21 protein-coding genes are annotated in these 24,419 nt (G+C 45.4%); 4 read left to right on the top strand and 17 right to left on the bottom strand.

Annotated elements, in window-relative coordinates; all coding sequences use genetic code 11:
- Positions 1-131: 131 nt before the first annotated feature.
- Positions 132-1,784, bottom strand: coding sequence for a glucose-6-phosphate isomerase (pgi, locus tag BCU07_RS22190; RefSeq protein ID WP_017065622.1), 1,653 nt, complete (start codon positions 1,782-1,784; stop codon positions 132-134).
- 326 nt (positions 1,785-2,110) lie between these two features.
- Here pgi and BCU07_RS22185 point away from each other — a divergent pair, with 326 nt between their 5' ends.
- Positions 2,111-2,530, top strand: coding sequence for a secondary thiamine-phosphate synthase enzyme YjbQ (locus BCU07_RS22185; protein ID WP_017059938.1), 420 nt, complete (start codon positions 2,111-2,113; stop codon positions 2,528-2,530).
- Positions 2,531-2,647: 117 nt separating this feature from the next.
- Here the strand turns inward: BCU07_RS22185 and BCU07_RS22180 are convergent, their stop codons facing one another.
- From BCU07_RS22180 to BCU07_RS22170, 3 genes are read right to left on the bottom strand one after another with little or no spacing between them, the layout of a single operon-like run.
- Positions 2,648-3,853 carry a BamA/TamA family outer membrane protein gene (locus BCU07_RS22180; RefSeq protein ID WP_017059937.1) on the bottom strand — a complete coding sequence of 402 codons (1,206 nt, stop codon included), beginning with the start codon at positions 3,851-3,853 and terminating at the stop codon, positions 2,648-2,650.
- 23 nt (positions 3,854-3,876) lie between these two features.
- Positions 3,877-4,962, bottom strand: coding sequence for an alanine racemase (gene alr / locus BCU07_RS22175; protein WP_017065624.1), 1,086 nt, complete (start codon positions 4,960-4,962; stop codon positions 3,877-3,879).
- Between the two features lie 6 nt (positions 4,963-4,968).
- A complete protein-coding gene (locus BCU07_RS22170; RefSeq protein ID WP_016767560.1) occupies positions 4,969-6,360 on the bottom strand; it encodes a replicative DNA helicase in 1,392 nt (463 codons plus the stop codon).
- 176 nt (positions 6,361-6,536) lie between these two features.
- Here BCU07_RS22170 and BCU07_RS22165 point away from each other — a divergent pair, with 176 nt between their 5' ends.
- Complete coding sequence (locus BCU07_RS22165; protein WP_102428654.1) at positions 6,537-7,454, top strand: DUF481 domain-containing protein; 918 nt, start codon at positions 6,537-6,539, stop codon at positions 7,452-7,454.
- Between the two features lie 180 nt (positions 7,455-7,634).
- Here the strand turns inward: BCU07_RS22165 and rplI are convergent, their stop codons facing one another.
- The 5 genes from rplI to rnr all read right to left on the bottom strand — a co-directional run bounded on the left by rplI (position 7,635) and on the right by rnr (position 12,551).
- Entirely contained in the window at positions 7,635-8,087 is a 453-nt protein-coding gene (rplI, locus tag BCU07_RS22160) for a 50S ribosomal protein L9 (RefSeq protein ID WP_010434182.1), read from the bottom strand.
- A gap of 38 nt (positions 8,088-8,125) precedes the next feature.
- On the bottom strand, positions 8,126-8,353 hold the full coding sequence (gene rpsR / locus BCU07_RS22155) for a 30S ribosomal protein S18 (protein WP_000090472.1): 228 nt from the start codon (positions 8,351-8,353) through the stop codon (positions 8,126-8,128).
- A 112-nt stretch (positions 8,354-8,465) separates the two neighbouring features.
- Positions 8,466-8,855, bottom strand: coding sequence for a 30S ribosomal protein S6 (gene rpsF / locus BCU07_RS22150; protein ID WP_004741278.1), 390 nt, complete (start codon positions 8,853-8,855; stop codon positions 8,466-8,468).
- A gap of 277 nt (positions 8,856-9,132) precedes the next feature.
- Positions 9,133-9,873, bottom strand: a complete 741-nt coding sequence (gene rlmB / locus BCU07_RS22145; RefSeq protein WP_017063180.1) for a 23S rRNA (guanosine(2251)-2'-O)-methyltransferase RlmB — start codon at positions 9,871-9,873, stop codon at positions 9,133-9,135.
- A 176-nt stretch (positions 9,874-10,049) separates the two neighbouring features.
- The gene (rnr, locus tag BCU07_RS22140) at positions 10,050-12,551 is read right to left on the bottom strand and encodes a ribonuclease R (protein WP_017059933.1); all 2,502 of its coding nucleotides are present in this window, start codon (positions 12,549-12,551) and stop codon (positions 10,050-10,052) included.
- A 247-nt stretch (positions 12,552-12,798) separates the two neighbouring features.
- On the opposite strand from rnr, the gene BCU07_RS22135 reads away from it, so the two are divergent.
- Positions 12,799-14,208, top strand: a complete 1,410-nt coding sequence (locus BCU07_RS22135) for an amidohydrolase (RefSeq protein WP_102428653.1) — start codon at positions 12,799-12,801, stop codon at positions 14,206-14,208.
- Positions 14,209-14,363: 155 nt separating this feature from the next.
- Here the strand turns inward: BCU07_RS22135 and motX are convergent, their stop codons facing one another.
- Both motX and BCU07_RS22125 read right to left on the bottom strand, forming a co-directional pair.
- A complete protein-coding gene (gene motX / locus BCU07_RS22130) occupies positions 14,364-14,999 on the bottom strand; it encodes a flagellar protein MotX (protein WP_102428652.1) in 636 nt (211 codons plus the stop codon).
- Positions 15,000-15,297: 298 nt separating this feature from the next.
- On the bottom strand, positions 15,298-16,614 hold the full coding sequence (locus BCU07_RS22125) for an adenylosuccinate synthase (RefSeq protein ID WP_010434108.1): 1,317 nt from the start codon (positions 16,612-16,614) through the stop codon (positions 15,298-15,300).
- A gap of 172 nt (positions 16,615-16,786) precedes the next feature.
- On the opposite strand from BCU07_RS22125, the gene BCU07_RS22120 reads away from it, so the two are divergent.
- The gene (locus BCU07_RS22120) at positions 16,787-16,975 is read left to right on the top strand and encodes a DUF2065 domain-containing protein (RefSeq protein ID WP_102428651.1); all 189 of its coding nucleotides are present in this window, start codon (positions 16,787-16,789) and stop codon (positions 16,973-16,975) included.
- A gap of 172 nt (positions 16,976-17,147) precedes the next feature.
- Here BCU07_RS22120 and hflC read toward each other — a convergent pair whose 3' ends face one another.
- The 6 genes from hflC to mutL form a co-directional block, all read right to left on the bottom strand.
- The gene (gene hflC, locus BCU07_RS22115; protein WP_017059930.1) at positions 17,148-18,125 is read right to left on the bottom strand and encodes a protease modulator HflC; all 978 of its coding nucleotides are present in this window, start codon (positions 18,123-18,125) and stop codon (positions 17,148-17,150) included.
- A 2-nt stretch (positions 18,126-18,127) separates the two neighbouring features.
- Positions 18,128-19,330 (bottom strand): FtsH protease activity modulator HflK, encoded by a 1,203-nt coding sequence (hflK, locus tag BCU07_RS22110; RefSeq protein ID WP_017067930.1) that lies wholly within the window; start codon positions 19,328-19,330, stop codon positions 18,128-18,130.
- Between the two features lie 27 nt (positions 19,331-19,357).
- On the bottom strand, positions 19,358-20,665 hold the full coding sequence (gene hflX / locus BCU07_RS22105; RefSeq protein ID WP_017059928.1) for a ribosome rescue GTPase HflX: 1,308 nt from the start codon (positions 20,663-20,665) through the stop codon (positions 19,358-19,360).
- Between the two features lie 44 nt (positions 20,666-20,709).
- Positions 20,710-20,973, bottom strand: a complete 264-nt coding sequence (gene hfq, locus BCU07_RS22100) for an RNA chaperone Hfq (RefSeq protein WP_017059927.1) — start codon at positions 20,971-20,973, stop codon at positions 20,710-20,712.
- 192 nt (positions 20,974-21,165) lie between these two features.
- The gene (gene miaA, locus BCU07_RS22095; protein WP_017059926.1) at positions 21,166-22,098 is read right to left on the bottom strand and encodes a tRNA (adenosine(37)-N6)-dimethylallyltransferase MiaA; all 933 of its coding nucleotides are present in this window, start codon (positions 22,096-22,098) and stop codon (positions 21,166-21,168) included.
- Between the two features lie 97 nt (positions 22,099-22,195).
- Positions 22,196-24,412 (bottom strand): DNA mismatch repair endonuclease MutL, encoded by a 2,217-nt coding sequence (mutL, locus tag BCU07_RS22090; RefSeq protein ID WP_102428650.1) that lies wholly within the window; start codon positions 24,410-24,412, stop codon positions 22,196-22,198.
- Between the last annotated feature and the right edge of the window lie 7 nt (positions 24,413-24,419).

The raw sequence follows: 24,419 nt of genomic DNA, 5'->3' as shown, positions 1-24,419 counted from the left end.
CTGAGTATCAAATCAAAGAAGGTTGGCATCATGCCAGCCTTTTTTATTACCTGCGATTTAACCAATGCTTGCTATACAGATACAAAAGCGCCAACCCGAAGGTTGGCGTTTTTTTGGTGCTATCAACTCAATTAAGCTTTAAGCGCTTTAAATGCGTTGATTAGACCGTTAGTTGAGCTGTCGTGAGACGTTACTTGAGCATCGTCAGCAAGCTCTGGAAGAATTTGGTTTGCTAGTTGCTTACCAAGTTCTACACCCCATTGGTCGAAGCTGAAGATGTTCCAGATAACGCCTTGAACGAAGATCTTGTGCTCGTACATCGCGATTAGGTTACCTAAAGAGCGAGGGTTGATTTGCTTAACAAGAATAGAGTTCGTTGGACGGTTACCTTCAAATACTTTGAAAGGTACAAGCTCAGCCACTTCTTCAGCTGTTTTGCCAGCCGCTAGGAATTCAGCTTCCACTGTCTCTTTTGTCTTACCGAATGCTAGTGCTTCAGTTTGAGCAAAGAAGTTAGACATTAGCTTCTGGTGGTGATCAGATGCTGGGTTGTGGCTGATAGCAGGAGCAATGAAGTCTGATGGGATCAGCTTAGTGCCTTGGTGAATCAGTTGGTAGAAAGCATGCTGACCGTTTGTACCAGGTTCGCCCCAGATGATAGGACCTGTTTGGTACTCTACCGGGTTGCCTTCACGGTCTACAAACTTACCGTTTGATTCCATGTTGCCTTGCTGGAAGTAAGCTGCAAAACGGTGCATGTACTGGTCGTAAGGTAGAATTGCTTCTGACTCAGCGCCGTGGAAGTTGTTATACCAAATACCGATAAGCGCAAGGATTACTGGAATGTTGCTTTCAAACTCAGTTGAAGCAAAGTGGTTATCCATCTCGTGAGCACCTTCTAGTAGCTCAACGAAGTTATCGAAGCCAACAGATAGTGAGATAGAAAGACCGATTGCAGACCATAGTGAGTAACGACCACCAACCCAGTCCCAGAATTCGAACATGTTGTCAGTATCAATACCAAACTCAGCTACCGCAGTTGCGTTAGTTGATAGTGCTGCGAAGTGTTTAGCTACGTGTGCGTTGTCACCCGCTTCAGCCAAAAACCAATCACGTGCAGAGTGCGCGTTAGTCATTGTTTCTTGAGTCGTGAATGTTTTAGATGCCACTAAGAATAGCGTTGTTTCTGGGTTAAGAGGCTTAAGTGTCTCAACGATGTGAGTGCCATCTACGTTAGAAACGAAGTGCATGTTTAGGCGAGTTTTGTATGGCGTTAGTGCTTCAGTCACCATGTATGGACCAAGATCCGAACCGCCGATACCGATGTTTACAACATCAGTGATCTCTTTACCTGTGTAACCTTTCCACTCACCAGAAACGATGCGGTGTGTGAACAGTTCCATTTTTGCTAGTACAGCGTTAACTGCTGGCATTACGTCTTTGCCGTCAACCATTACTGGCTTGTCGCTACGGTTACGTAGAGCAGTGTGAAGTACTGAACGACCTTCAGTCTTGTTGATTGCATCACCACCGAACATTGCTTCGATTGCAGACTTAACTTCAGTCTCGTTCGCAAGAGCAAATAGGTGCTGCATAGTTTCAGCATCGATAAGGTTCTTAGAGTAATCCACTAAGATGTCAGAACCGAAACGAGTAGAAAAGCTCTCGAAACGCTTTGCATCTTGAGCAAACAGCTCTTTCATATCCATATCTTGAGCAGACTCAAAATGTGCCGTTAGAGCTTTCCACGCTTGTGTTTGCGTTGGGTTGATATTTTTCAACATGGTATCTATCCCGATGTTACTGTAGGTTTTATTCTAAACGTCACCTGGGTGATGAATAGAACCCCCGATTAGGCGAAAGTTTATATTTTTCTGTGATGACCAAACCGCGTCACCACTGAAAGATTCTTTGTAATTTTTTTTCACGACGTATTATGCCGTATATGAAGAGCGCCACCTTGAGATAAATCAGGATTCGATTTCCTGATAGAGAGATCGATGCTGACTCAGGCTCTAACATAATTAAATGTGAGCGATAGCTGATAAATTCAAGTTCAAAAGATAGCGTTAAACCACTTTTTTTCCAAACACATTATAAAGGATGGCGTATGTGGATTCAGAAGACTATACACCTAAATGCAAGAAAGCGTGGATTTCATCTCATTACTGATGAAATTGAACAACAGATACACGATATCAATTCTCTATCTGTTGGTTTATTACATCTTTTTATCCAACATACCTCTGCCAGCCTCACGCTAAACGAGAACGCTGATCCTACCGTCCGTACCGATATGGAGTCGCACTTTAATAAGTTTGTCCCAGAGCGAGCGCCCTACTACAGACACACCTATGAAGGTGATGATGACATGCCTGCCCACATTAAAGCATCGACACTTGGCACCAGTGTGACAATACCAATTAGCAATGGTCGTTTAGCTTTAGGAACATGGCAGGGTATTTACTTAGGAGAGCACCGAGATTGTGGTGGAAGCCGAACTGTGATTGCTACGATGCAAGGTGAGTAGACTGCTTGAAAACAAGATCTCCTTAATAAAAACAATATCTTGTTAATAAAAAAGAGTGGTGTGTTTCCACGACCACTCTTATAAAAATAGTATTTGGCCTACTGTAGGCCGAAAGGTTTAGAAGGGCTGGTTTATCATAACCCTAAAGGCCCCTTCGTCACCACCTCGCGCCAACTCAGCACGTACAACAATACCTTCCACTTGGAAACGCACCGCGCCACCTAAGCTCCATTTCATGTCCGAGTGCAGTGTTTTGATGTCGTACTCATCGGCAACGCGCCCTAATTCAGCAAACGCTACCCATTGCCACCAAGGCAAATCGTAGTAGTTTATCAGTGGGATATCGCCAAGTGGTTGCCAGTCAGGAAGTACTCGGTACTCAGCAGAATAATGAACTGCAGAGCGACCGTGATAACGACCTCCGGTATAACCTCGTAAACGATACAAGCCACCCAATCGAGCTTGCTCCGTTTCTGGTGGGCGAGCACAATCTTGCCCAGAGCAGTTATCCCACGTTGGCGTGTCAGCGGTATAGAAATCAAATGCTAAAACTTGTTGATCGAATAAGTCCCCTAAAGGACCTAAAGCAAAGTACTGGCTATTTTGGAAGGTCCACTTAAGCCACAAGTCATCGTTAGACCAACTCTCTGCGCCAGTGGTGAACTCAAGGTTAGTGTGAGAACCTCTGGTCGGGTTGCGTGTGCTATCACGGTTATCCCAATCAAACGCCAAACTAAAGCCTGTTGCCTCCTCGGTATTATTTAAACCTTCCAACTCGCGAGCAGTATAAAAAGGCGTAAATAGAATCGAACTGACACCCGATTCGATTGGCGAAGCAAAGCTCACATCTTTGATTGGCTGAAAAGCACCGAGTAAACCGTGTTCTGCAACGTTGCCCCAAGGTAGCAAATACTTAAACTCAAACTGATAGTTTTGCTCTAAGCCATCAGCAATGGTTTTGTCATCGATAGATGAATCATTATCGCCTTGAGAACCAATGTAATACGGGTTGTCGTTGAAGCGCGCTTGATACATCTGAGTGCTAAACAATACGTTCTCAGACAAGGCATAGTTAAAAGCCGATAGAAAACCGACGTAACTGTCTTTGTCTGAATAGAGTGCCATACCAAACAGAGCGGCTTGAGGTTGCCAAACACCCTTTGCGACACCCGCAACCCCAAAGGTGTTACCCATGGTTTCGGTGCTGAAGTAGAAAGGAACAAAGGCTGAATCTTTTTCTTCACTCACAGCGGAAGAAGAAAAGCTGACACCGAGTAATGTCATTGCAGACATTAGCCAGCTTCGAGTCGTTCGCTTGAACATAATTTACTTATCAAGATCCATGATTACTTCACATATTCCATCGCAACACGCGAAGTCAGCTTAGTGACTAACTCGTAAGCGATAGTGCCGATATGTTCAGCCACTTCTTCTGAAGGTAAATCTTTACCCCACAGAGTCGCTTCATCGCCGACTTTATCTGCCGCATCAGGGCCTAGATCAACCGTTAGCATGTCCATTGACACACGTCCTGCGATCGGTACTTTTCGACCGTTAACGAACACTGGAGTACCGTTAGGTGCAGTACGAGGATAACCATCGCCGTAACCAATTGCGATAACACCAACCTTGGTATCACGCTCACTGGTCCAGTTACCACCATAACCCACACTTTCACCAGCCTTCACATCACGAACCGCAATTAAGTGTGAAGTCAGAGTCATCACCGGCAAAAAGCCCAGCTCTTGCGCTGATTTATCAACAAACGGAGAAACACCATAAGAGATGATTCCCGGACGAACCCAATCAAGGTGGCTGTCTGGCCAAGCGAGTAAACCCGCAGAGGCAGCAAGTGAACGCTCCCCTTCACAACCTTCAGTAAGCGACAAGAAAAGCTCTGTCTGTTCAACGGTGGTTGCTCTATCCAGTTCATCAGCACAACCGAAGTGGCTCATGTAACGTAGAGGTTTGGCAACATTCGCACATTGATGCAAACGCTCAACAAAGTTTTGGTATTGCTCAGGGCGAACACCTAATCGGTGCATACCACTGTCGACTTTTAGCCATACCACAACGGGTGTTTCCAAATCCGCATTCTCTAGCGCGCTTAATTGCTCTTCACAATGCACCACCGTTTGAATGTTATTGGTCACCAAGATTGGCAAATCGCCCGAAGAGTAAAATCCTTCCAGCAACAAAATAGGTTTAACAATGCCACCAGCACGAAGTTGTAACGCTTCTTCAATACGCGCCACACCAAAAGCATCAGAGCTTTTTGAATGCTTGGCTATATGCAGTAAGCCGTGTCCGTAGCCATTGGCTTTCACAACAGACATGACCTTGCACTGAGGAGCCTTCGACTTTATCTGGTTCAGGTTATGTTCGAGCGCGTTTAAGTCAATGCTCGCCGTCGCCGCTTTCATGTAAGTCATTAGCGATTACTCATCATCAAATGCAGGGCCTGCATAGTTATCAAATCGGGAGTGTTGGCCTTGGAACGTAAGACGAACAGAACCGATCGGACCGTTACGTTGCTTACCAAGGATGATCTCAGCAATGCCTTTCAAGGAACTATCTGGGTTATAAACCTCATCACGATAGATGAACATGATCAAATCGGCATCTTGCTCAATCGAACCTGATTCACGCAAATCCGAGTTTACTGGGCGCTTATCAGCACGTTGCTCTAGGGAACGGTTAAGCTGAGAAAGTGCCACAACCGGAACGTTGAGCTCTTTTGCTAACGCTTTCAATGAGCGAGAAATCTCGGCGATTTCAAGAGTACGGTTATCAGATAACGAAGGTACACGCATTAATTGAAGGTAATCTATCATGATCATAGAGATACCATCGTGTTCACGAGCGATACGTCGAGCACGAGAACGCACTTCTGTTGGCGTTAGACCCGAGCTGTCATCGATATACATATTCTTCTTATCCATAAGAATACCCATACTCGACGAGATACGAGCCCAATCTTCATCATCTAGCTGACCAGTACGAATCTTGGTTTGGTCTACGCGAGAAAGTGACGCAAGCATACGCATCATCAGCTGTTCGGCTGGCATCTCTAGCGAGAAGATTAAAACCGGTTTGTCTTGCTTCATCGCCGCGTTTTCACACAAGTTCATCGCAAATGTGGTTTTACCCATCGATGGACGAGCAGCAACAATAATTAAGTCAGAGCCTTGTAGACCTGCTGTTTTCTTGTTGAGGTCGTTGAAGCCAGTATCGACACCTGTCACACCATCTTGCGGCGTTTTGTATAGGATCTCGATACGTTCTAGCGTCTTCTCTAGAATGCTATCAACGTTTTGTGGACCTTCGTTTTCACTTGCACGGCCTTCGGCAATCGCGAAGACTTTACTTTCAGCAAGATCAACCAGCTCTTCCGAAGTACGACCTTGAGGGTCATAACCAGAATCAGCAATCTCATTCGCGACACCAATCAGGCTACGAACAAGTGCACGTTGCGCTACGATATCCGCATACGCATTGATGTTTGCGGCACTTGGTGTGTTTTTCGCTAAGTCAGCAAGGTAAGCAAAGCCACCCACTTCTTCAAGTTGCTCACGCAGCTCTAAATGTTCAGAGAGTGTAATAAGATCCAGAGGAGAACTTTCTTCAAGGATATCCTTTACCGCTTCAAAGATCAGACGGTGAGGACGGCTATAAAAGTCTTTGGCCACAACCTTTTCGGCAACTGTATCCCAGCGTTCGTTATCTAATAACAAACCGCCAATAACAGATTGCTCAGCTTCTAATGAATGTGGCGGGACCTTGATGGCGTCCACCTGATCGTTGGCTGATTTCTGACTTTTGGTATCCACTATGACTACACTCAATAACTAATAATGATCGTTCATTATACCCAAGAACATCCGTTTGTAATCCGATCCTATGAGTTTGTTTTATTCTTCAGGAAGAATTTACCTATTGCTGACGGAATTAACCAAGGGTAGCATTACGATCCTGCCATTCACTCACTGTATAACTAGAGGTATGCGTGTCCAAATTATTGGCTCTGAGCACTGGTCTTCTAAGCTCTAGTCTTCTAAGCATCGGTCTCCTGAGCGCTCCGATGGCCTTAGCTGATGATACTAAAGCCTCTGTTGATGCTAATACCTCTGTTGATTCTATTCTCGACTCTATAGTAGTACCAGAAACTACAGCTGAGCCGATCGTCGTTGCACCGACACCTGAAGAAAAAGAGTTGGATATCGCACCAAGTGATACGGCTGATACAGAGCTGCCTAACCCACTAAAGACTGAGGTCGAATTTGGATATCAGTCGCATACTGGTAATTCGGATTCACGATCGCTTAACGCACGCCTGAACGGTGAGTATACAGCTGGTCGTCATAGAACCAGTGGCGAATGGAAATACTACAATCTCTATAAAGATGGTGAGGAAGATAAAAGGCAATCGACTTACTCGGCTCAGAGTGACTACAAGTTAAGTCCTAAAACCTACCTTTACGGCAGTTTCAAAGGAGTCGACTCGAGATACAGTGCTTACTTTAAGGACTACACAATTTCGAGTGGTCTGGGTTACCAGTTTTCGAATACCGAAGAGTTTGTATTGGAAGTCGAAGTGGGCCCAGGTTTTCGTTACCAAGAGCCAAACCTCGATGAGATCGACGATGATGACATCATCTTCCCTGAGATTGTTGAAGAAGCGATTTTTCGTGGCAACGTGAATACGTCTTGGCAGGTATTGAAGAACTTGCAACTCAAGGCAGACGTGACGCTTGTCTCTGGTCACAGTAACCTAAAGTTTGATACTGAGTTAGAAGCCATCAACGATATTACTGACAATATCGCGCTGAAGATCGCTCACTCTCGCCAGTACCACGATAAAGTGCCTGAAGGCTTAAGCAAACAAGACTCTGTTCTATCGATCAACTTGCTCTTCCAGTTCTAATCTTAGGCCACCTCTAACCTTGAGAACAACTTGTTCAGCAATAACAGCTTATGGATCACCGTAAGCTTTTTACCTACTGTAGCCCTTCCTTGTACTTTCCTATATTCCAGACATAAAAAAACACCAGCCGAAGCTGGTGTTTAAAACTTTCAAAAGAAAGAATTCGTCTTGGTACTGAAATTACTCAGCTGCAACGATAGCGATTTTCGCAGTAGCAAAAACTTCAGAGTGAAGTTGGATGCTTACTTCGAATTCGCCGATGTTACGTAGAGCGCCTTCAGGTAGGCGTACTTCGCTCTTAGCTACTGCAACACCTGCCGCTGTAATAGCGTCAGCGATGTCACGAGTACCGATAGAACCGAATAGTTTACCTTCGTCACCAGCTTTAGAAGCGATTGTAACGCCTTCTAGAGTGTTAACGCTCTCTGCACGAGCTTCAGCAGCAGCTAGTTGCTCAGCAACTTTAGCTTCTAGTTCAGCACGACGAGTTTCGAACATAGCAACGTTGTCTTTAGTTGCCATAACTGCTTTACCCTGTGGGATAAGGAAGTTACGAGCGTAACCAGATTTAACGTTTACTTGGTCGCCAAGGCCACCTAGGTTACCGATCTTATCAAGTAGAATAACTTGCATTATCTTAGTCCTCTTAAACTATTATTAACTATTACCGATTACTGATGCTTGTCAGTGTACGGTAGTAGAGCTAGGTAACGAGAACGCTTGATAGCGCGAGCTAGTTGACGCTGGTACTTAGCGCTTGTACCAGTGATACGGCTAGGTACGATTTTACCAGCTTCAGTGATGTAGTTTTTAAGAGTTGCTACGTCTTTGTAGTCAATCTCTTGTACGCCTTCTGCAGTGAAACGGCAGAATTTACGACGACGGAAGAAACGAGCCATGGGCTATCTCCTGATCTTAAATTTAGTAAAGCGGTCTTTCACAATTATCGAAATAACTATCAATGACCTAAAACAAGTTGAGAATTTTTTAAGGCGTTAAGCCAAAAAAGAATTACTCAGCAGCTGCTTCTGGTTTAGCTTCTGTACGCTCTTCGCGACGAGGAGCACGCTCTGCACGCTCTTCTTTTTGCTTAAGCATAATAGATTGCTCAGTCACAGCGCCTTTAGTGCGCATGATCATGTTACGTAGAACTGCATCGTTGAAACGGAAAGCAGTTTCTAGCTCGTCAATCACTTCTTGACCAGCTTCAACGTTCATAAGAACGTAGTGAGCTTTGTGAAGCTTGTTGATTGGGTAAGCCATTTGACGACGACCCCAGTCTTCTAGACGGTGGATAGTACCGCCAGCTTCAGTGATAGAACCAGTGTAACGCTCGATCATGCCAGCAACTTGCTCGCTTTGATCAGGGTGAACCATGAATACGATTTCGTAATGACGCATTTGGTTGCTCCTTACGGATTATTAGCTTCCACGAGTGGCCCGGTCGTCCAGAGGAAGCAAGGAACTAAAGATAAATGACCGAGTTTTAAGGACGGCAAATGTTATAGAAAGAACCCGGTATTGGCAAGCGCTATTTGGTGAATAATGAAACAGTTTTTCTGTCGCCATCTAGCCATCCGACAAACCGATGGATTTTGCTATAACAGCCTAAAAAGAAACGCCCACCAGCAAGTGGTGAGCGCTAATAAATTCATAGACTTAAAGCAGCGTTAACGCATTACTGAGCTAAACGCTGTCTTACCGCTTCGAACAGGCAAATACCCGACGCCACAGAAACATTTAAGCTCGATACGCTACCTGCCATTGGAATCTTAATCAGATCATCGCAAGTTTCACGAGTTAAACGACGCATACCGTCACCTTCTGCACCCATAACTACCGCAAGAGGACCCGTTAGCTTCGCTTGATAGATATCATGCGTTGCTTCACCTGCCGTACCCACAAACCATACGCCCTGCTCTTGCAGTGCACGCATTGTGCGAGCTAGGTTGGTTACGCGCACGAGAGGAACCGTTTCAGCTGCGCCACATGCAACCTTGCTTACCGTTGCTGTTAACGGCGAAGAGCGATCTTTAGGTACGATAACAGCAGCGACACCTGCGGCATCCGCGTTACGTAGACAAGCGCCTAGGTTATGAGGGTCTGTTACGCCGTCTAGAACTAACAGCAAAGGCTGTTCGTGCTGCGCTAGGATATCGTCTAGGTGAGTTTCATTAAGCTGCTTAGCAGGCTTCACCTTAGCAATAAGACCTTGGTGATTCGCACCTTGTGCTTTTTCATCCAACGGCTTACGACCCATCTGTTGAATCGACACACCAAACTGTTGCAGTTGGTTCAGTAATGGAAGAAGACGCTCGTCTTGGCGACCTTTCAATACATACGCTTCGATAAAACGTGCAGGATCTTTTTCTAGTACGGCTTTCACCGCGTGAATACCGTAAATAAATTCGTTACTCATTGTCTCAAGTTACTCTTATTGCTCAGAGAAGAATGACATCAATGCCGATGCATCCCTCTCTGTGTTGTTCATTTCGAGAGTAGCGTCTTACGCCTGATACTCTCGCATTAAATTAAATCAGTTAGGCGCTAAACCTGATTAGCAGAGCGCCCTATTAGCCTTAAGATTTATCAGTTTTAAGACTTATCAGCCTTTGGCTTACGGGTTGCAGCACGCTTTTTCTTAGCGCGAGCTTTAGCAGCACCGGTTTTATTCGCTGGCTTTTTCTTCTTAGCAGGGCCTTCGCTGCTTCCGTCAGGTCGCTTAGTTGGCTCAACCATAGGCTTCGCTGATACACCTGGCTTATTACTCTTCACTGCTGAGCGCTTCTTGCTTTTCGCCTTTTTCATCGCTTCGGCTGCACGCTTCTTGGCTGTTTTGCCTTTGCCACGCGGCTGACGATCAGTGTCTTCTAAGTCAAAGTCGATTTGGCGAGTTTCTAAATTAACCGCAGAAACCTTCACTTTAACCGAATCACCCAAGCGGTAGATATTACCTGAACTTTCACCCACTAGACGCTGACCAACAGCATCAAATTGGTAGTAATCATTCGCTAGCGCTGAGATGTGTACCAAGCCATCAATGTGCAGTTCAGTTAGACGAACAAAGAAGCCAAAACCAGTCACGTTGGCAATCACACCATCCATCACCTCACCGACATGGTCTTGCATGTATTCACACTTCAACCAGTCGTTTACTTCACGCGTTGCGTCATCAGCACGACGTTCAGTCATTGAACACTGCTCGCCGTAGAAGTCCATATCATCGAAAGTGTAGTGGTAACCACCAGTTGGCGTCCAACGTTCGCTGTTACGACCTTCTTCTTTCGCAATAAGGTACTTAATCGCACGGTGCAATAGCAAATCTGGGTAACGACGAATTGGCGAGGTAAAGTGAGCATAGCGTTTAAGAGCTAAACCAAAGTGACCCGCGTTATCCGCGTTGTATACCGCTTGCTTCATTGAGCGTAGCAGCATAGTTTGGATTAATTCACGATCTTCACGTTCATTAATCTGTTGCATCAGTTGTGCATAGTCTACTGGTGATGGCGACAGACCACCTTCCAGTGTTAAACCTAATTCACTTAAAAAGCTCTTGAAGCCCATTAAGCGCTCTTCGCCCGGAGTTTCGTGAACACGGTACAGCGCAGGCTCTTTCGCTTTTTCTACGTAAGATGCCGATGCGATATTCGCAAGAATCATACACTCTTCGATGATCTTGTGTGCATCGTTACGAATTACCGGTTCAATACGGTCGATCTTACGATCCGCATTGAAGATAAACTTAGTTTCTACCGTTTCAAATTCAATCGCACCACGTTCGTCACGCGTTTTCTTAAGCACCTTATACATCTTATGAAGCTCTTCAAGATGTGGTACTTCAGGTTCGTAACGCTCACGTAATTCTTCATTGCCATCTAAGATCGCGCCTACTTTGTTATAAGTAAGACGAGCATGAGAATTCATTACCGCTTCGTAGTGCTTGTAGCCTGACAGTTTACCTTTGTCTGAGATAGTCATCTCACACACCATACATAAACGGTCTACCTGAGGGTTCAATGAACACAAACCATTTGAAAGCACTTCTGGCAGCATTGGCACGACTTGTGACGGGAAGTATACCGAGTTACCACGGTTAATCGCTTCTTTGTCTAGCGCTGTATCTGGGCGAACGTAGTAACTTACGTCAGCAATCGCTACCCATAGACGCCAGCCGCCGCCTTTCTTCGCTTCACAGTAAACCGCATCATCGAAGTCACGCGCATCTTCACCATCAATGGTAACCAATGGCAGTTTACGCAGGTCTACACGTCCTTCTTTTGCTTCTTCAGGAACATGCTCACCTAGGTTTTCGATTTGCTTATCTACCGCTTCAGGCCACTCTTGTGGGATCTGGTGAGTACGGATCGCAATCTGCGTTTCCATACCCGGCGCCATGTTTTCACCAAGAACTTCGGTTACTTTCCCCATCATGTTACGAGAACGACCACCGCGATCCGTAATTTCAATCACAACCACATTACCCATTCGAGCACCGCCTTTATGCTCAGTAGGGATCTGGATGTCGTGACTAATACGCGAATCATCAGCAACAACGTAAGAATGGCCGTACTCTAGGAAGAAGCGACCAACAAGTGGCGTTTTACGCTCTTCAAGCACACGAACCAAGCGACCTTCACGACGGCCACGCTTACTGTTGTCAGTAGGCTGAACCAATACGTAATCACCGTGCATGATGGTTTTCATCTGATGATGCGGCAGCACGATATCATTGTCTTTACCCACACTGCCGTCTGGGCGAACCCAACCATGACCGTCTTTATGACCAATCACATAGCCTTTGATCAGTTCCATCTTCTCAGGCAATGCGTAGCACTGACGACGAGTAAAGATAAGCTGTCCATCACGCTCCATTGCACGTAAACGACGACGCAGCCCTTCATATTGTTCCTCTCCAGCAAGACCCAAAGCTTCGAATAGATCGTTGCGGTTCATCGGAATATTCGCGTCTGTTAAAAACGAAATAATGAACTCTCGGCTTGGTACTGGGTTATCGTAATTTTTCGACTCTCGGTCGGCAAAAGGATCAACAGTGGTTGTCGCTGTCGTGTTTTCTGACGTTGGTGTGTTTTTTGACATAGGCGGGCCTGCTTAAGCAAGGAAGGTATATACCCCTAGTATATCTGATGCTAGGGGTAAGCTACAGATATGCTTTAGAAAACACTCAAATAACCTCAGATTGATACATATCTTCACTTTGTGAAACATCGCTTCATAGACGTGGATTATCATCAAAATTTCAAGCAAACGATAAAACAAACGTTTGCGCCATGAATGAAATACACTATTATCCACGCACTTTGCCAACTCCTGTTCTGGGTATGATATGAAACTAAAACGCACTTTATTGGCTTCAGCTATGGCGAGCCTAGCGCTGTTCCCATTCGCAAGTTCGGCAATGGAAAAGGCTGACCTGATGATTACCGATGCGATGGTTCTAACCATGAACCAAGACAAAACGGTTTATGAAAGCGGTAGTGTTGTGGTCAAAGACAACAAAATCATTGCGGTTGGAGATCCTTCACTAGAAAAGCAGTACCAAGCTAAGCAAGTGTTAGACGTTGATGGCGATATCGTTATGCCGGGTCTCATCAATACTCATACTCATGTATCAATGACAGTTTTTCGTTCGTTGGCCGATGATGTGCCAGATCGCCTACACCGCTACATCTTCCCGCTAGAGAAGAAGCTAGTATCGCGAGACATGGTACGCATTGGTGCCAACCTAGGTAACGTTGAAATGGTGAAAGGCGGTGTGACCACTTACGCCGACATGTACTACTTCGAAGATGAAGTCGCAAAAACCGTCGATAAGATCGGTATGCGTGCCATCCTAGGTGAAACGGTGATTAAGTTCCCTGTAGCCGACGCTGCCAACGCAGAAGAAGGCATTAAGTACGCGTTGAACTTCATTGAAGAATACAAAGATCACCCACGCATCACACCAGCGTTTGCCCCACATGCGCCTTACACCAACACCACAGAGATCCTGCAGAAAATATCTAAGCTCTCCCTAGAGTTAGATGTTCCAGTAATGATTCACCTTGCAGAATCACACCGTGAAGAAGAGAAAATCGCAGAGCGTTCTGATGGATTGTCCCCGGTTCAATACATGGACAGCATTGGCGCACTCAACAAGAACTTGGTGGGTGCACACATGATCCTCGTTGACGAACATGATATCGAACTGGTGAAGAAATCGGATATGGGCGTGGCTCATAACATGAGTGCTAACATCAAGTCAGCAAAAGGTGTATCACCTGCCCTTAAGATGTATGACGAGAACGTGCGTATCGGTTTAGGTACTGATGGCCCAATGTCTGGTAACACACTGAGCACCATTGATGAGTTCAACCAAGTCGCTAAAGTTCACAAGCTAGTTAACAAAGATCGTGCTGCGATGCCGCCGATCAAAGTGATCGACATGGCGACAATGGGTGCAGCAAAAGCGCTGCACATGGAAGATAAGATCGGTTCTCTTGAAGCAGGCAAACTGGCTGACATCATAGTGATCGATACTAAGGCGCCAAATATGGTTCCGGTCTACAACCCATACTCAGCACTGGTGTACTCAGCTAACTCAGGCAATGTTCGTCACTCCATCGTTGATGGCAAGATCATCATGCAAGATCGCGACATGCTAACGGTAGACGAAGATAAGATCCGCCAAGAAGCACTCGATTTCACCAAGGTTGTTCGTAAGACGGTGATTGAATCTGGTGAAGTTGTTCAATAACGCCACCGAGTGAGATAAACGGTTTACCGTTAAGATCAAAAAAGGCCTCATAGGTATTTACCTACGAGGCCTTTTTAATACGGTATCTTTCTATATCAAGATAGATGGTTAACGAGTGCAGTCGTTCACCATCTAACCTTAATTAATATTCGTAATTACCAGAACACGTCTCGACGTTTTGCTCGAGCGATAATATTGTCCGGCATTCTCTGTTCCAGACCGCTACGAAGCACGGTGATGCGTTTGTGTTGCCTGTCATCCGCAGTCACCGAGTTGTATAACCAGCGGTAAGCATCTTCATAATCTAACGGGCTACCGTAATCACGTAACAAGAGTTCCGCTAAGTGAATGCTCGCACTTAAGTTGCCCATAGAGGCCGCTTCACGTAGATACGGAATCGCACGCTCTTGATCTTGTTGTACCAAAGTACCACGAGAGTAATAACGACCTAACTGCTCTAATGCAGCGGGTAAACCTTGATGTGCCGCGTTTTCCATATAGTAAAGGCCAAGCTCTACATCTTGTGGAACACACACACCCCAAGCCAACATATCACCGTATAAAAACTCATAAGAAGGCAAGCTAATACGCGTTGCACGAGCAACGATATCTTCAACTAACTGGCACTTATCAGCTTTCACTCGCTCTAGATGTTGATTATTTTCGATTAAATTAATCAGTTCAGCTTCTGTATATATTGGAACGGGCTCTCCCACATCAGCCAAATTAGCATGACTCAAGGGTGAGCTCAGCGCCATTATTAATGAAGCTGCCACAATTCGTAGCTTCATACCTGCACTCTATTATCTGTCGCTAAAGTTATCTATTGAGGAATGCAGAGGATTTCTACACGCACAAAACAGGGTGAACTTCACTTTCCATGATATCTGTATCGGCAATAACCCCGACGGCTTTAGACAAAACTTGCCGCTAATGGGCAATATTTTGCCTGATGACGCTTAAAAGATCACCATCAAAGAGTGAACGGCTAAATTGCAGGTATTAAAAAGCCGACTTAATAAAGTCGGCTTTTAGAAAACTATTTTATTATCAAAGCACTGTTCGTGCCTGGTAATCACTCAGCAGGCATTATGCGCCGTATGGGTGAACCTTGATGATAGTTTCGTTACGATCTGGGCCAGTTGATACGATATCAATTGGAACGCCAGTTAGGTCTTCGATACGCTTGATGTAATCTAGAGCAGCTTGTGGAAGCGCGTCGATAGATTTAGCACCAAATGTGTTTTCAGACCAACCAGGCATTGTTTCGTAGATTGGCGTCGCTTCTTCGAATGACTCAGCAGCCATTGGAGAAACTTCTAGGATAGAACCATCTTTCATCTTGTAACCAGTACAGATTTTTAGTTCTTCTAGGCCATCTAGAACGTCTAGTTTAGTTAGACACATACCAGATAGAGAGTTGATTTGGATTGCACGACGCATAGCAACAGCATCGAACCAACCAGTACGACGTAGACGACCAGTTGTTGCGCCAAACTCGTGACCAACATCGCCTAGGTGTTTACCAACTGGGTCTTGCTTCTCAAGGCCATCGTATAGCTCAGTAGGGAATGGACCTGAACCAACACGAGTACAGTAAGCCTTAGTAATACCAAGGATGTAACCGATGTGACGAGGACCGAAACCAGAACCTGCAGCAACACCACCAGCAGTCGTGTTAGAAGACGTTACGTATGGGTAAGTACCGTGGTCGATATCTAGTAGCGTACCTTGAGCACCTTCGAACATGATCTTGTCGCCGCGCTTACGTGCTGCGTCTAGTTCGTCAGTTACGTCGATAACCATCGCAGTTAACATGTCTGCGTAGCTCATCGCTTGCTCAAGAACTTCTTCGTAGCTTACTGTTTCAGCTTTGTAGAAGTGCTCTAGTTGGAAGTTGTGGAATTCCATCACTTCTTTTAGCTTCTCAGCAAATGCTTCTTTATCGAAAAGGTCGCCAACGCGTAGACCGCGACGAGCAACTTTATCTTCGTAAGCAGGACCGATACCACGACCCGTTGTACCGATAGCTTTAGCGCCACGAGCGATTTCACGCGCGTTGTCGATTGCAATGTGGTACGGAAGAATTAGAGGACAAGCTTCAGAGATGAAAAGACGTTCACGTACTGGAATACCGCGATCTTCAAGAGGCTTCATTTCTTTTAGAAGTGCGTCAGGCGATAATACTACACCGTTACCAATAACACATTTAACGTTATTACGTAGGATGCCTGATGGAATTAAGTGAAGAACGGTTTTTTCACCGTCAATTACAAGTGTGTGACCTGCATTGTGACCGCCTTGGTAGCGAACCACGTATTTTGCATCTTCAGTTAAAAGGTCAACGATTTTACCTTTACCTTCATCACCCCATTGGGTGCCTAGAACGACTACGTTATTTCCCATCTTTCCAATTTCTGTTGCTAATTAAAAATGGATTCTAGCACTGAATCACACTTCTTGCAGTCACTTTTTGTTCATAAACGTTAACGCTGTACAAAAATAAACCAGCCATAACTGGGGGAAGATGTGTAAAGATACTGATATCATTGCTTTTTTACAGACAAAAGGCAGAACCATGTCTCAATCAATTTGGCTCGCTATTGGGCTCGTACTTATTGTGGAAGGGCTCGGCCCCTTGATTGCACCCAATGGCTGGAGAAACATGGTCGCGCAACTGAGCGAGCAACCAGACACGCAACTGCGCCGCATTGGAGGCTGTCTTGTGATGGCTGGAGCGGTTATCGCTTTCATGACCTACCGCTAGGTTTCTATAAGTAGAACGCTGTTAAGCGCCTTCCCTCGCGCCCCAATAGTGAATCCACAAACATGTCTCCTCCTGAAAGAAGTCATAGAAAACAAAAAGGCTCCCACAATGGGAGCCTTTTAAGTTTTAACGTATTTTGCTTATTAAGCTAAGCATTCGCTAACGCATCAGCTTATTTTGCTGGAGCGCCGCTTGCTTGATTCATGTATTGGAAGAAGTCAGTCTTCGGATCCAGTACTAGAATGTCGCTCTTATCGCTAAATGATGTCTCATAAGCTTGCAATGAACGCATGAAGCCGTAGAACTCAGGATCTTTGCTGAACGCATCAGAGTAGATCTTCGCTGCTTCTGCATCCGCATCACCACGAGTGATTCGAGCTGTACGGTCAGCTTCAGCAAGAACTGTTGCCACTTCTAGCTCAGCTTGAGCACGGATAACTTCCGCTTTCTCACGACCTTGAGAACGGTGTCTACGAGCAACCGATTCACGTTCTGCACGCATACGGCGGTAGATAGATTCACTGATTTCGTCAGGAAGGTTAATCTTCTTCATACGAAAATCAACAACTTCAACACCTAAATCAGCCATCGCACTTTCTGCCGTTCCAGACAAAACGTTTTCCATGATCTTATCGCGTTCGCCATCAACTTCTAGTGCTTCTGCAGCCGCTACCGTTGTGACGACTTCGCTATCAGCAGAGTCTGGCAGGATGTCCTTGTTGCGAGGGCCTGACACGATCTGCTTAATTTCACGAGAACCAATTTCAGAACGAAGAACATCTGTCACTTTACGCTCAAGAAGTGCTTCTGCCGTCATGATATTACCGCCACCGGTACTCAGATAGAAACGTCCAAAATCAGCAATACGCCATTTTGCGTAAGTATCAATTAGAACGTCTTTTTTCTCTGATGTTACGAAACGGTCAGAACGGCCATCCATCGTTTGAATACGAGCATCAAGTACTTTTACGCGATCAAACATCGGTAGTTTAAAGTGCAGACCTGGTTCATAGATTCGTGATACGCCGTTGTCATCGAGAACTCGACCAAAACGAATTACCATGCCACGCTCACCTTCTTGAATCACAAACACTGACATCAATAGAAGGGCAATCGTCACAACTAATACAGGGATCATTAATTTACGCATTATTAGTATCTCCCTTGGCGTGAACTGTCTGAACGAGTTTGAGTGCTAGGCTTTGGATCCGCTTGAGTTTCTAACTCAATTTGATCGTAAGTTGATGATGCTTTTGCAGGGCGAGAGCCCGACTGAGAACCACCTTGTGCGCCTAGCTTATCAATTGGTAGGTATAGCAAGTTACCGCTTGATTCAGAATCAATCAGGACTTTCGATGTGCTTGAGTACACTTTTTCCATTGTATCTAGGTACATACGGTTACGTGTTACTTCAGGAGCAGCTTGGTATTCAGGTAGCAGTTTCTCGAATTGAGCAACTTGACCTAGAGCACCATTAACTGTGCGCTCTGAGTAACCCACCGCTTCTTTCTTCAAACGCTCAGCACGACCTGTTGCTTTTGGAAGAATGTCATTTCGGTAAGCTTCAGCTTCACGTTCAAAACGCTCTTCATCCTCACGAGCCGCGATAGCATCATCAAATGCATCTTTCACTTGCTCAGGTGGACGTGCTGACTGGAAGTTCACATCAACAATCAGAATACCCATATCGTAGCTATCAATAATACGGTTCAACGTTTCTTGAGTGCTTTGACGAATCTGCTGACGACCACTTGTCAGGATACTATCCATTAGTGAGTCACCAATTACCGCACGAAGCGCGGAATCGGTTGCTTGACGTAAACTGTCGTCTGCATTCGTTACACGATACAAGTACTTGTATGGGTCAGAAACACGGTATTGAACACCCATTTCAACGGTCACAACGTTTTCATCTTTCGTTAGCATCGTGCCAGCAGCACGTAGAGAACGAATCGCTTGAACGTTTACTAGTTGCTCATCACTGATTTCATCGATGAAGCGTGGGTGCCAGTTAAGACCAGGTTCTTCGATACGGTCGAACTGACCCAGTCGAAGTACTACTGCTCTTTCTGCTTCGCCAACGGTGTAGAAACCAGCGAAGAACCAGATAGCAATAGCAATAACGGCAATGACACCAAAGCCAATTGCACCGCCACCACCAATAGATGGTCCGTTGCCGTTGCCACCTTTTTTACCAAACTTGCCACCTAACTTTTGACTTAGTTTACTAAACACTTCGTCTAGATCTGGCGGTCCTTGATCTCGGCCGCCGCGATTATTTTTATTACCCCAAGGGTCATTATCGCGGCCGTTATTATCGCCGTTGTTGTTATTTCCAGGCTCATTCCACGCCATTAGAAAGCTCCATCATTTGATATGACGTTATACTGTAGCAGTCTCTTTGGTAACGATAAAGTCACCTAAGAGCGCCCCTTCTCTTTTTTCAAGTTTAGACCAATCTATTTGTTGCATTCGGATATCTATCAACAAGTTACCATTTTCATCATACTCTTCCTGTTGAATACATTTCATCTCGAAGAATAAGCTGCGAATGCGACCCTGATGTTGATGTGGAATACACAACCGGAATTGAACCATCTGGCTAGCTAAACGCTCAGTTAAAGCTTCAAACAGTAGCTCAATACCTTCTCCTTCCATTGCAGAAACCCAAACAGCGCGAGGTGCGCCCTCTTCGTCTCTTTCAATTCGAGGTTTTTGGTCTTCCATGCAGTCAATTTTGTTCATGACTACAAGGGTTGGCACTTCATGAGCATCGATTTCTTCTAATACTTCATGAACAGCCTGAATGTTCTCACGAAAACGGTCATCACTGGCATCAACAACATGTAACAAAATGTCAGCTTCCTGCGTCTCTTGTAATGTTGCCTTGAACGCAGCGACCAAGTCGTGTGGTAGATGACGGATAAAACCTACGGTATCTGCGAGAATTGCAGGCCCGACATCTGCCAAATCAATCTTACGTAGTGTTGGGTCTAGGGTTGCAAACAGTTGGTCTGCCGCATAAACACCAGCACTTGTGATGCGATTGAAAAGTGTTGATTTCCCTGCGTTGGTATAACCAACCAAAGAAATTGTTGGGATTTCAGCTCGATTACGAGCACGTCGTCCTTGTTCACGCTGCTTAGCGACTTTCGCTAAACGACGTAGTATTGCCTTTATACGGTCACGCAACAAACGTCGATCGGTTTCCAGTTGAGTTTCACCTGGACCACGAAGACCAATACCACCTTTCTGCCTTTCAAGGTGAGTCCAACCACGAATCAGTCGAGTAGAGATATGACGAAGCTGAGCGAGCTCAACTTGTAGCTTACCTTCATGAGTTCGCGCACGTTGTGCAAAGATATCTAAGATCAAACCCGTGCGATCAATCACACGACATTTACACAATTGCTCGAGGTTGCGCTCTTGGGCAGGAGAGAGGGAGTGGTTAAAAATCACAATTTCAGCACCGGTTAGCTGAACAGCTTGTGCGATTTCTAGGGCTTTACCTTCTCCAACGTAGTATTTAGGGAGTGGGGATTGTCGGCTACCAGTAATCACTTGTAGCGTTTCTACCCCCGCTGAGGAGACCAGCATTTCACATTCGCTTAGATCTTCCCATTCTCCCTCTTGCGTGAAGTTGATATGAACAAGTACGGCTCGCTCGCCGGATTCATAACGGTCAAACAAGCAACCAACTCCTTATTACAGCGCAAGCTGTACAAATTGAACGATTAATCTTCAGTCTTCTCTGGACGATCAGATGGCGTGCGTTGCTCGCCGCTGTGGTGACTAACTGCGCGAGCAGGTACCACAGTAGAAATCGCATGCTTGTAAACCATTTGGTTTACTGTGTTCTTCAATAAGATCACGAATTGATCGAAAGACTCGATCTGACCTTGCAGCTTAATGCCGTTAACAAGATAGATAGAGACTGGAATGCGCTCACGACGGAGTGCATTTAGGAATGGGTCTTGTAGCGATTGCCCCTTAGCCATTTTATTTTCCTTATTTGTATTTTGTTGTAATTATTTAGCTAGTGGTGCACAAAAAGGTGCGGCCTTTGCATCTGAGCTAAATGAATAAAAAAACTCCGTTGTTATTGAAAGGCTGTGATTTTTAAAAGCCTCAATAACGGATCCTTTCCAGAGTATATTCACGCAAAAGCGATCACATTATACACAGCAATACTAATCAGATGCTATTGCATCTGAAAGAGTTTCTAACGCTTGATCAATGTTTTCGCTATCTAACCAAGTTAAATCATCCCAACTGCGCAACCAGGTGATTTGTCGCTTGGCCAACTGACGGGTTGCACAGACACCACGGAAAACCGCTTCGTCTAAATCACAATTACCGTCTAAATAATCCCACATCTGCCTATAACCAACGCATCGGATCGATGGCAGTTCAGGGTGAAGATCTTCTCTGGCGTACAACGCCTTCATTTCATCTTCAAACCCAGCTTCTATCATCTTCTCGAAACGCAGCTCAATGCGGCGATGGAGTTCAGTCCTTTCCTTGGGAGCTATTGCAAATTGTTTTACACGAAATGGCAGGCTATCGCCTTTCGTTTGAGTTAGCTCTGTTAATGTTTTACCCGAAATTCGGTAAACTTCCAATGCCCTTGAAAGCCTTTGTGGATCATTTGGGTGTATTCTTTCAGCGGATACGGGATCTATCTCTCTTAATTGATCGTGCAATGCCTGCCAACCTTGTTCGATAGATTCCGCTTCAATCTGCTTACGAATCTCTTGATCCGCGGCTGGTAATGGCGATAAACCTTCCAACAATGCTTTGTAGTACAGCATTGTGCCACCAACAAGTAACGGGATTTTGCCTTCCGCTACAATCTTATTCATTTCATTGATCGCATCACGACGAAAATCTGCCGCAGAATACGCTTCGCTTGGATCCAAAATATCAATCAAGCGATGAGGCGCGAGCTCAAGCTCTTCCGCATCCGGTTTAGCGGTACCAATATCCATGTCTTTGTAGATCAATGCCGAATCGACGCTGATGATCTCTACAGGGTATTTCTGACGTAAGCGGATAGCTAAATCTGTTTTTCCTGACGCCGTTGGGCCCATTAAAAACAACGCTAAAGGTAATTTTTCAGTCATGATATTTTGTATTTGCTTCTCTGTTTTAGCGCTTTTTAGCAAAGGGCTTTGTGTCGCGACGTATTCAGCTAAAAAGACAAAGGTCGTCGCGAAAAAATTAAACCGTAAACGCGGCTATAGTCGCTGAAAAGTCGATAGGATTAACAAACTCTGGATCATCTAATGGAAGTAGACCATGCCAAAGTTGTTCTAGTTCCCCAACTAGTTGAACCGCTTCAGATAAAGTGTAGTCGCTTTTTACTTGTGCGGTTTGAATCCCGATCCAGTTGACCAATGATGGCAATAGGTCGTTAGAAACATTAGCCGAGTGTTTATCAACAATCTGAGCGTTTAATGAAGCCGCGTAAGATAACAGATCTGGGATCAAAATTTGTAAGTTTTGCTGCCTTAAAGGAGAAGGCACGCCCATCACCATTACCGCCTCGCTGTTTCGCGCCTTAAGCTCAATCCCCAGTAATGCCAGAGTTTGACTCAGCGCCTTAGCAACTTCGACAAGTTCACTACCCAGCTTAATCGATAAAGGCACCAATAGTGGTTGGCTTTTTAACGCACCACCTCGAGTATCAAGCTGACCAACAACACGCAATAACTCAGCCTTAGCCAAGGAAACCAGCACACTGCCGTTCTTATTGCCCATTACCAGATACTGACGTTCCACAATCGAGACCGCTTTGCCCAAGTCCGTTACAGGTGCTCTTGGCTTTAAATGAACAGGATTCTGTTGAGCAGGCTTAGCTTCTTTATTTTCTTTATTTTCTAAGTTGTCTCTGGTTTCTACTGGTGCCGCATGCTCTTGAGAAAGTGAAGGCTGTACAACTTGCTCATCAAAATCTGGCGTTTTCAGAAGCTCTTTATAGGCTTTCACTTCTCGCTTAGATGGCGCGGGTTCACCATGATGTTGGTGTGGCTCTTTCTCTTTTCTCGGAACAGGTCGAGACTCTATCCACTCTTGGCGAGAGGAACCGGTAAAACTGCTGTCACTAGTAGCCGAGCTTCGGCCAGCTAATGAACTTGGACTGGTTGATGAGCTTGGGCTAATTGATGAAACATAGTGTCGCCCACCATCATTAACGCTGTGTTGAGGCTTATCAAAAGCGTGCTCTGATTCTGCTTTTCTCGGGTAGGCAGGCGTTTGCTCAATAGCGTGTCGCACCCTATCCGAAACTTGGGTTTGATCCGAACTGCTAGGCATTACGCTTTCTGGCTCAGCGAAACTTGCAACACCATCAACTGCAGAGCTCGTACTATCTTGCTGATGATGAATCACTTCTGACTGATGAAAAGCCGACTGATTGATTGGTGCAGCATCGATCTGCTTGCTCTGTGCTAAACCATCACTCAATGCTTGGTAAATAAAGTCATGCACAAGGCGCGCTTGATGAAAACGCACTTCATGTTTTGCAGGGTGGACATTCACGTCCACCTGATGTGGGTCGAGTTCAATGAACAACACATACGTCGCGAATTGGTCTGGACGCAGGCTGGTTTCGTAGCTTTGACGAATCGCATGATTGATCAGCTTGTCACGCATCATACGACCATTCACATAGCAGTATTGCAGGTCGCTTTGTTGTCTTGCTCCTTCTGGCGTGGTGATCCAGCCATGAAGTTTTAGGCCTTGATGCTCAAGTTCGATCTTAAGCATATGACGAACAAAAGGATTGCCACATACCGCAGCGATGCGCTTTTCTGCTTGAACTTGTGTTTTTGCAGCGCGGTACTGACGAATCATCTTGCCGTTATGACGAAGGTTGATCGTCACATCAAAACGACTCAATGCGATGCGTTTAAGCAACTCATCAATATGGGTGAATTCAGTTTTCTCGGTGCGTAAGAATTTGCGGCGTGCTGGCGTATTGAAGAACAGATCCAACACCTCAACCGAAGTACCAATTGGGTGTGCTGCTGGCTGCAGTTTTACCTGCATATCACGACCTTCACTGTGTGCTGCCCAAGCTTGATCTTGAGTGGCAGGGCGTGAAGTCATGGTCAAGCGCGCAACCGAGCTAATACTCGCCAGCGCTTCACCACGGAAACCGAGGCTGACGATCGCCTCTAGGTCATCAAGAGTGTGGATTTTGGAGGTAGCATGACGACTCAGTGCCAAGGCAAGCTCATCTTTTACGATGCCTTTACCATTGTCACGAACGCGGATCATCTTGGCGCCACCTTTCTCGATATCAATATCGATACGTGTCGCACCAGAATCCAAACTGTTCTCAACCAACTCTTTTACAACAGAAGCGGGTCTTTCTACCACCTCACCCGCTGCGATTTGGTTAGCTAACCGAGCTGGCAGTATTTTGATCGTCATATTTATA

The sequence above is a fragment of the Vibrio sp. 10N.261.54.E10 genome (genome assembly GCF_002877735.2).
GTDB classification, from domain to species: Bacteria; Pseudomonadota; Gammaproteobacteria; order Enterobacterales; family Vibrionaceae; genus Vibrio; species Vibrio crassostreae_C.
The sequence above is the reverse complement of the archived record's forward strand: the minus strand, read 5'-3'. Positions and strand labels throughout refer to the sequence as shown.

What these genes read in the sequence shown, in the direction of transcription:
- pgi (WP_017065622.1), bottom strand. Translation starts at nt 1,784, where the DNA reads ATGTTGAAAAATATCAACCCAACGCAAACACAAGCGTGGAAAGCTCTA.
- BCU07_RS22185 (WP_017059938.1), top strand. Translation starts at nt 2,111, where the DNA reads ATGTGGATTCAGAAGACTATACACCTAAATGCAAGAAAGCGTGGATTT.
- BCU07_RS22180 (WP_017059937.1), bottom strand. Translation starts at nt 3,853, where the DNA reads ATGTTCAAGCGAACGACTCGAAGCTGGCTAATGTCTGCAATGACATTA.
- alr (WP_017065624.1), bottom strand. Translation starts at nt 4,962, where the DNA reads ATGACTTACATGAAAGCGGCGACGGCGAGCATTGACTTAAACGCGCTC.
- rplI (WP_010434182.1), bottom strand. Translation starts at nt 8,087, where the DNA reads ATGCAAGTTATTCTACTTGATAAGATCGGTAACCTAGGTGGCCTTGGC.
- rpsR (WP_000090472.1), bottom strand. Translation starts at nt 8,353, where the DNA reads ATGGCTCGTTTCTTCCGTCGTCGTAAATTCTGCCGTTTCACTGCAGAA.
- rpsF (WP_004741278.1), bottom strand. Translation starts at nt 8,855, where the DNA reads ATGCGTCATTACGAAATCGTATTCATGGTTCACCCTGATCAAAGCGAG.
- rlmB (WP_017063180.1), bottom strand. Translation starts at nt 9,873, where the DNA reads ATGAGTAACGAATTTATTTACGGTATTCACGCGGTGAAAGCCGTACTA.
- rnr (WP_017059933.1), bottom strand. Translation starts at nt 12,551, where the DNA reads ATGTCAAAAAACACACCAACGTCAGAAAACACGACAGCGACAACCACT.
- BCU07_RS22135 (WP_102428653.1), top strand. Translation starts at nt 12,799, where the DNA reads ATGAAACTAAAACGCACTTTATTGGCTTCAGCTATGGCGAGCCTAGCG.
- motX (WP_102428652.1), bottom strand. Translation starts at nt 14,999, where the DNA reads ATGAAGCTACGAATTGTGGCAGCTTCATTAATAATGGCGCTGAGCTCA.
- BCU07_RS22125 (WP_010434108.1), bottom strand. Translation starts at nt 16,614, where the DNA reads ATGGGAAATAACGTAGTCGTTCTAGGCACCCAATGGGGTGATGAAGGT.
- BCU07_RS22120 (WP_102428651.1), top strand. Translation starts at nt 16,787, where the DNA reads ATGTCTCAATCAATTTGGCTCGCTATTGGGCTCGTACTTATTGTGGAA.
- hflC (WP_017059930.1), bottom strand. Translation starts at nt 18,125, where the DNA reads ATGCGTAAATTAATGATCCCTGTATTAGTTGTGACGATTGCCCTTCTA.
- hflK (WP_017067930.1), bottom strand. Translation starts at nt 19,330, where the DNA reads ATGGCGTGGAATGAGCCTGGAAATAACAACAACGGCGATAATAACGGC.
- hfq (WP_017059927.1), bottom strand. Translation starts at nt 20,973, where the DNA reads ATGGCTAAGGGGCAATCGCTACAAGACCCATTCCTAAATGCACTCCGT.
- miaA (WP_017059926.1), bottom strand. Translation starts at nt 22,098, where the DNA reads ATGACTGAAAAATTACCTTTAGCGTTGTTTTTAATGGGCCCAACGGCG.
- mutL (WP_102428650.1), bottom strand. Translation starts at nt 24,412, where the DNA reads ATGACGATCAAAATACTGCCAGCTCGGTTAGCTAACCAAATCGCAGCG.